Origin of the sequence: Candidatus Brocadia sapporoensis (assembly GCF_001753675.2) — a bacterium.
GTDB lineage: Bacteria > Planctomycetota > Brocadiia > Brocadiales > Brocadiaceae > Brocadia > Brocadia sapporoensis.
On sequence record NZ_MJUW02000091.1, the window covers coordinates 1 to 7,107 of the forward strand.

Sequence of the window (7,107 nt, forward strand, 5' to 3'; positions counted from 1 at the left end):
AGGGTATTACAGAAGGTCGATTTTCGCACTGCGAAAATCGTTTGCAGAATTTAGGATCTAATAAAAACAAGGAGGAATGGATGAGAAAAAAGTTGATAGTGCCTTGTATGGTATTATGTATCTTTTCTCTGGGATGTAAAACGGAACACAAAGTGGAAGTAGAAGTAAAGCCGATGCAAATTACGATAGATGTAAATGTCCGGATAGACCGTCAGTTGGAAGATTTCTTCGGCAATCTTGATGAAGCAGCAAAAAGCATTGGTGGTGGAACTGCGGGGGCAGAGAAAACTGAGGAATCAAATAAATCTGCTCAGTAGGTTTTAATAAACGAGAAGGCTTTCATAAAGGAGATAAAAAATGAGGACGAACGTGTGGGTACCACTTTTGATTATAGTCGTTGTCAGGGCGGTTTTTGCGGGTACTCTATTTTGTGCCGAGGACATAAATACAGTAAAGGTGCAAATGGAGAAACGCCTGCCACTTATTGTCGAATTAAAAGCTAAGGGGATTGTTGGAGAGGATAGGATGGGGTACTTGCAGTTTATTGGTGGAAAACGAGAGAAAGAGAATGTTGTTCAGGCAGAAAATCTCGATAGAAGAAAGGTTTATGAGGCAATTTCTCAAAAAGAAGGGGTTGCTGTGGAGCAAGTGGGTCAGCGCAGGGCGCTGCAGATTGCTAATAAGGCCAGAAAAGGTGAATGGTTGCAGGATCAAAACGAAAAATGGTACCAGAAGTAGTTTGCATTATGTTGCGATCAAATAAATGATGTCAAGTCACCCCCACAGGGTTAACAATAATCGGTGACGATATACTATAATCATGTCATCCCTTCGAGATTACAGGATCAATGTTTTATTTACTTGTAGTGAATATGAGTCTGGTAGGGGCGGGTTTGAAACTTGCCCCTATCGCTGCATGGAACATACCTTCTTTGTTGGAAATTTTCAAAAAACCCAATGGTTACTGTTTTCTTACCTTTACCGTTACGTCGTTTATTAGTTTTTGGTGCTTGAATCGTACTATCGCATCACCCGTTTTGTTCGCAGCGATAATGGTAAATGTTGCCTGACCATTTCCATCAGTATATGCCACTGCCGGCGAAACATCCACGAGTTTTTTACCATTCATTATCTTAGCCCTCACAGGCTGGTTTGTCGGCGTGAAGCCATCTTTACAAATTAAGGTCACGGTTTTTTGCGTACTTGTCTCCCTTACAAGCCTCAGAGATTTTGGTTTTACATCAAGCCTTTTCACTATACAAGGCGGTGGAGTAGGTGTTGGCGTTGGTGTTGGAGTAGGCGTTGGTGTTGGAGTAGGTGTTGGTGTTGGTGTTGGCGTTGGCGTTGGTATCGATATTCCATACTGAGTCACCGTGAAGGTCTGTCCTGCAAGGGTCATAATTCCCGAGCGGGCGCTTGTATCTTGATTGGGTGAAACCGAGTAGTAAACCGTCCCGCTTCCGGTGTTGCTGCTGCCGGAGGTGATTATAATCCAGTCCGCATTACTTGTTGCCATCCAAACGCATATCTCTGACGATGCCGTTACACCGACACTGCCAGATCCACCGCTGAAATCAAAGGTCTGACTGATTGATGAGAGGGAATATGTGCACTCCACTCCATACTGGGTTACTGTGAAGGTCTGTCCTGCAAGGGTCATAATTCCCGAGCGGGCGCTTGTATCTTGATTGGGTGAAACCGAGTAGTAAACCGTCCCGCTTCCGGCGTTACTGCTGCCGGAGGTGATTGTAATCCAGTCCGCATTACTTGTTGCCATCCAAACGCATGTCTCTGACGATGCCGTTACACCGGCACTGCCAGATCCACCGCTGAAATCAAAGGTCTGACTGGTTGATGAGAGGGAATATGTGCACTCCACCCCATACTGGGTTACTGTGAAGGTTTGTCCTGCAAGGGTCATAATTCCCGAGCGGGCGCTTGTATCTTTATTGGGTGAAACCGAGTAGTAAACCGTCCCACTTCCGGTACCGCTGTCACCGGAGGTGATTGTAATCCAGTCCTCATTGCTCGATGTCGTCCAGGCGCAAATATCTGACAATGTCGCTATATCGACACTGCCGGTTCCTCCGCCGGAATCAAAGGTCTGATTGATTGTTGAAAGGGAATATGTGCAGAATATTGATGGAACCACCATGGCAGTCATTATATCGCCATAACTTGAAATATCTGTAACAGAAATGTTTGTCGGGTCACCATTTTTAAGCCTGGAGCCAGGTATCGTAGTATCGGTAAAATCGCTATTATTTCCGTAAAAAAAGAACATTTTTGTCTCCACGAGGGAAACCGCAGCATCCAGTTTACTACATGAATTTTCTGAACATCTTTCATTTGCCTCTTCTACATCCACGCCTTTATCATTTTGATCAGCGTTCACCTGCCAATTTAAGGGAGGTGTCTTTGCCCTGTCGATATGATAGATAACGATACCTCCGTGTCCTGTTATACCAGCTACACTTTGAAATCCTGCATCATAACCGGAAAACTGTCTGTTCTCTATAAGAAAATATTGATTTGTATCCGCTGTATTTAAACGAAAAATAGAGGAGCTATTGCCGTCCGCTTTCGGAAAAGAAACAAATTGGCTTGAAGATATAGTATTTACGTTTCCCCAGGAGAGGTATTCTTTACACCATGCTGACAAATATGTTGGCGATGACCCTGCATCAAATTCGGATGCAGACCTTCCCCAGTTACCATATCCCATGAGATCAAAATATCCTATTCCATAAGAGTATCCATTGCTAGGATCTGTATCGTACAGATCTGGCAATCCAAACATCTGATGTCCCAATTCATGTGCCATGACACCAAAAGTAGCAAGATGGTTTCTGTGTTTTTCACCAAATTGAGCATAAGCATATATCGTTTTATTGTCGACTTGACAACCGCCACTGATACCCCAAGAATGTGCCCATACAGACGGAGAAGGACTATTAGCTGCAGCCTCATACCCGGCCACCATAACCATAACTGAAAGTTCTGTTGGCTCAATAACACCATCCTCATTAGTATCATATTGAGCATAATCGATGTACGGATCCGCTGCAAGAATAGCACTTTTTGAGATCTCCTGATTTCTTACATCAGTATTTGAACCCGTGTTCGGATGATTTCCACTCAAACGCAGCCATCCAATGAATCCGTCATTTGGTGTCCCATGCAATTCCGCTGCGGGGGCAATCAATACGGATGAATAAGATGTCTTGCTATAAAAATCAGAAACGCTATTACTGTCTCCAAATAGGAGAGGCTGTATCTGGTTTGCGGTATATGTAGCTTCCGTATCTGCATAGTCAACGGCAATAATTAGCAGATGCATCGTACCACGTATAGCCGTACCTTTTGATCCTTTCTCTAAGGTTGCTTCGGTTTGTAAACTCTTCTGAGGAAAAATATTTCGGTTCGAACCGAATGATTCTGGCTTTTTTGGCGAGGTTTTTGGCGGTCGCAGTCCCCTTGGAATCCCCAGTAAAGAAGGGTCAGCTATTCCCACAACGGCATGGGAAGTACGACCTATCAGGGATGAAGGCCGTTTACCCCTGTCGTAATCAGCAGAGGGTATATAATACTCCCAGTTACCTGAAGTTGAATTCTTGTAAATCCCGTATCCATTCTTTGTCTCAACCCAGTTATACCATTCATCCCCGTGCTGTCTTGCTTCAAAGGTAAAACCTGAAGATTGCTGTAGCGTAAAAAGACCCTCATATGCAGGGATGGCATATAATTTTAAGGGGAAAATAAGCGCGGAAAGCAGGAGCGATGTAAATAAAGTGAGAATCCCCTCTTGTCCCCTTTTTAAAAAAGATTTTTGGACACAACACAAAGTTGGTTTATTACCCTTTTTTTGTTCCATCCTCAACCGCCTCTGCTATAAATAGAGATTATCCCTGCTCATCTCCTGAAACATGAAGCATTGCAGAAATTTCCATCCCTATCTGAACGAAAACATATGCTTTTGTCAGATTTCGTTCAGGCCCCTATTTACAAACATCTCCGAAAACAAAAAAACCTTACTGCAAAGATTTTTCTGTGAAACATCTTCGGCAGTAAGGCTATCTTTTTTTCATCTGTAGAGATGTATGGTCATACGTCTCTACCACAAGACCCTTTCCTTTGCGTCCCCTGATTGCTCAGGGTTTGCCTTTGTCGGAACATTTTTTGTCCGGTTACATAAATTTTATAAAAAGCAGCTACTTAAAATGCACAGAAGAACAAAATAACGTTAGGCATCAAAAAAATAGATATTGATGTTATTATTCAAAGTGGCAACAGACAATTATCAACAATATTATTAAAAAATGCTAACATCATATAGATAAAATCTATCTTTTAATTATAATCATAATGCAGAAAAGCTGCAATCAAATTTCTCCTGTCAAGGAATCCGGAGGGAGGTGTAAAAAACTTACGAAAAAGGAAGATTTTACGCAGCAATACTATCGGGAATACAAAAAGAAAATCGTCGTTGCAATCACATTCACATTGCTCAGTGTAAACACCACAAAGCATCCAGGCACAGGAGATTGCCCTAGGCTGCCGCCCTCGTAATGCACTTCTAATATATACTTAATTGTTCCTTTGCTAGACCTAAAACAAGCGAGATTTTAAAACCTCGCTTGTTTTAGGTCTAGCTCCACACGGTTCTTTTCTGCTTCTTTCTCATTTGACTCGAAGCCCTGTCGGTCTATTCCCGCTATCCCTCCGTTCTCTTTCCCCTTCTCCCAAGATGCTCTCAAGTTCCCGCTTGAGTATACCTTGTCTACCAGACTAAGCCCTTTGTGTCCTCTATCAGGTATCACTGGTTCTTGCATCTTGCCTTCCAGTCATTTCGTCTACAACCGCCCATTGCTCCCTATTATCACTTTTCCACGCTGCTCCTTAGCTTGATTGTATAGGATTATTTTATTTAAACGGGTTGCGGTGTGGCATGAACAAACTTGTTTGTCCATGTTGTTTGAATATACACGCGGATTTGGAATATAACACACTGACAAACGAAGTTTGTCAGTGCCACCCTATAACCGGAGACATAACTTGACAAATGGTATTTAGTGTCTAAACAAAGACATCTTTTTTTGAAAAACATCAGGGCGGTTTTACACTCGCCAAAATTTTTTTAAAATTTGATATCGGACTTCTGACAAAAATAGATATTTCTTACTCTTGGTCTTTCATTTCAAACTTGTCTGGAGGTAGTATCTCCCTTGTTATGCCGTTTCTTGTAGTTTTTTAAGCTGCCTTTTGCAACTTTTTTGTGTCCTCTCCTTAAGCGCGTTCCCCAGACCCCGTTTTTATGAGGATAAGTTTTGTATAAATTTGCAGCCAGTATTCCCAGTGCACAATTCCACCTGTTCCACTTGGACCTCTTTTTCTTTCTTCGGCATGATTACCTCGGGTATATATAATTTCAGCAAATCCTTATCCAGTACGATATTCTCCCACAAATTATTTTAATAAAATGATGAAAAAAGGATCCGCTTCAACGTTTAAAAAATTGTTGTATCATAACCAATTTATTCTGGGCCCATTTTTCCATGAAGAATTTTCTTCATGGAAAAGAGTGGAAATTAATAATTCTCTAAAGATAACGTCACATCCAGATCTAAATATCTACCAAGCAATAGATAAAAACAAATCGATAACTTTGTTAGGATTTATTTTGGATCCGAATAATCCACAAGCCACGGATTTCGATATAATCAATGAACTTATCCACAAGCTTTCCAGTTGTGATAATTTTGTTGAGCATACTTACCGATTCGGTGGCAGATGGATACTCATCGTTAATGATGGTAAAGCGATAAGATTATTTCATGATGCTTGTGGCTTACGTCAGGCATTTTATACAGATACTGTATATACTAAAGATTTATGGTGCGCATCACAACCAAGAATTATTGCGGAAATATTGCGGTTGCAATTTGATCCTGATGCAGTCGATTTTATTAATTCTTACGAATTTCGAAATGATCAGAACTTCAAGTTTCCCTGCTATAGTTCACCGTATAAAGAGATAAAGCATCTGCTGCCAAACCATTATCTTGATCTTTTAACAGGGCAGCCCAAGAGATACTGGCCTAATAAAGAGTTGGACGAACTACCTCTTAATGAAGCTATAGAAAAAATATCGGTAAATCTTAAGAGTTTAATGAAGAGCGCATCCAATCGTTTTGATTTAGCATTGGGATTAACCTCTGGCTGGGATAGTCGATTGCTCCTGGCAGCTTCTAAGGAAATAAGTGATAAAATTTCTTACGTAACAGTAAGAAAGGTAAATATGCCAGACGACCATGCCGATGTGCGAATACCTTCTATACTCCTTTCAAATTTAAAGTTAAAGCATGATGTTGTGAAAAGCTCATATATCATAAGTGATGAATTTATTCAAGCATTCAAAAAAAATACCTCATTAGCACATGATGTCTATGCGCCGGATGCTTATGCTATATTGAAATACAATGGACAGAAAAAAGTTGCAGTAACTGGTGGTGTCTCTGAAGCTGGAAGAAGATCTGTTAGGGATATGTATAATAAACTTAAAAAGGAGAAAATAACAGCCCGAGATCTTTCGAAAATTGAATCCATGGGAAACAGTCAATTTGCGATTAATAATTTTGAAAAGTGGCTTTGGGGATTAGGAGATATACATAATGTAGATACTCTGACTTTATTTGATTGGGAACAAGAGCACGGAACTTGGCACGCTATGAGTCAACTGGAGTTCAATATTGGATGGAAAGATATTTTTACGCCCTTTAATTGTCGAGAGTTACTCATACGTATGCTGTCTGTAAAGGAAAAATACAGAAAGGCGCCAAAGCACGTATTATGCAAAAATCTTATCTTAATGTTATGGCCTGAAGTTTTAAGTGTTCCAATAAATCCCCATAAAAAGAAGAGGTTCATTTTCTTCACAAAATCTTCTATTAAGCAACTCTTTCTTCATGTGCCAGATTCTATTAAAAAGTCGTTTGAAAAGATATTAAAATTGAGGGTCAAAATATTTGACAATAGGGTCGTGGGACCACTAGCCCGACTTTCGCAATTCGAGCTGAAAAAAGGTTATTTTTAGGCATGAATCGCCCA

At 40.7% G+C, this 7,107-nt stretch carries 5 protein-coding genes and 1 riboswitch; of the genes, 3 read left to right on the forward strand and 2 right to left on the reverse strand.

The window, feature by feature from the left end; all coding sequences use genetic code 11:
- Both BIY37_RS08390 and BIY37_RS08395 read left to right on the forward strand, forming a co-directional pair.
- Nucleotides 1-317: hypothetical protein (locus BIY37_RS08390; protein WP_230402475.1), on the forward strand; the 317-nt coding region annotated here is incomplete at its 5' end.
- Between the two features lie 40 nt (nt 318-357).
- The gene (locus BIY37_RS08395; protein WP_070067394.1) at nt 358-738 is read left to right on the forward strand and encodes a YdbL family probable chaperone protein; all 381 of its coding nucleotides are present in this window, start codon (nt 358-360) and stop codon (nt 736-738) included.
- 223 nt (nt 739-961) lie between these two features.
- Here BIY37_RS08395 and BIY37_RS08400 read toward each other — a convergent pair whose 3' ends face one another.
- Together BIY37_RS08400 and BIY37_RS08410 are read right to left on the reverse strand one after the other, a co-directional pair.
- Nucleotides 962-3,874 (reverse strand): M6 family metalloprotease domain-containing protein, encoded by a 2,913-nt coding sequence (locus tag BIY37_RS08400; protein WP_070067395.1) that lies wholly within the window; start codon nt 3,872-3,874, stop codon nt 962-964.
- Nucleotides 3,875-4,060: 186 nt separating this feature from the next.
- A riboswitch (cyclic di-GMP riboswitch) is annotated at nt 4,061-4,173 on the reverse strand.
- Between the two features lie 452 nt (nt 4,174-4,625).
- The gene (locus BIY37_RS08410) at nt 4,626-4,832 is read right to left on the reverse strand and encodes a hypothetical protein (RefSeq protein ID WP_070067397.1); all 207 of its coding nucleotides are present in this window, start codon (nt 4,830-4,832) and stop codon (nt 4,626-4,628) included.
- A 647-nt stretch (nt 4,833-5,479) separates the two neighbouring features.
- Here BIY37_RS08410 and BIY37_RS08415 point away from each other — a divergent pair.
- Nucleotides 5,480-7,093 (forward strand): hypothetical protein, encoded by a 1,614-nt coding sequence (locus BIY37_RS08415; protein WP_070067398.1) that lies wholly within the window; start codon nt 5,480-5,482, stop codon nt 7,091-7,093.
- The last annotated feature ends 14 nt before the right edge of the window (nt 7,094-7,107 follow it).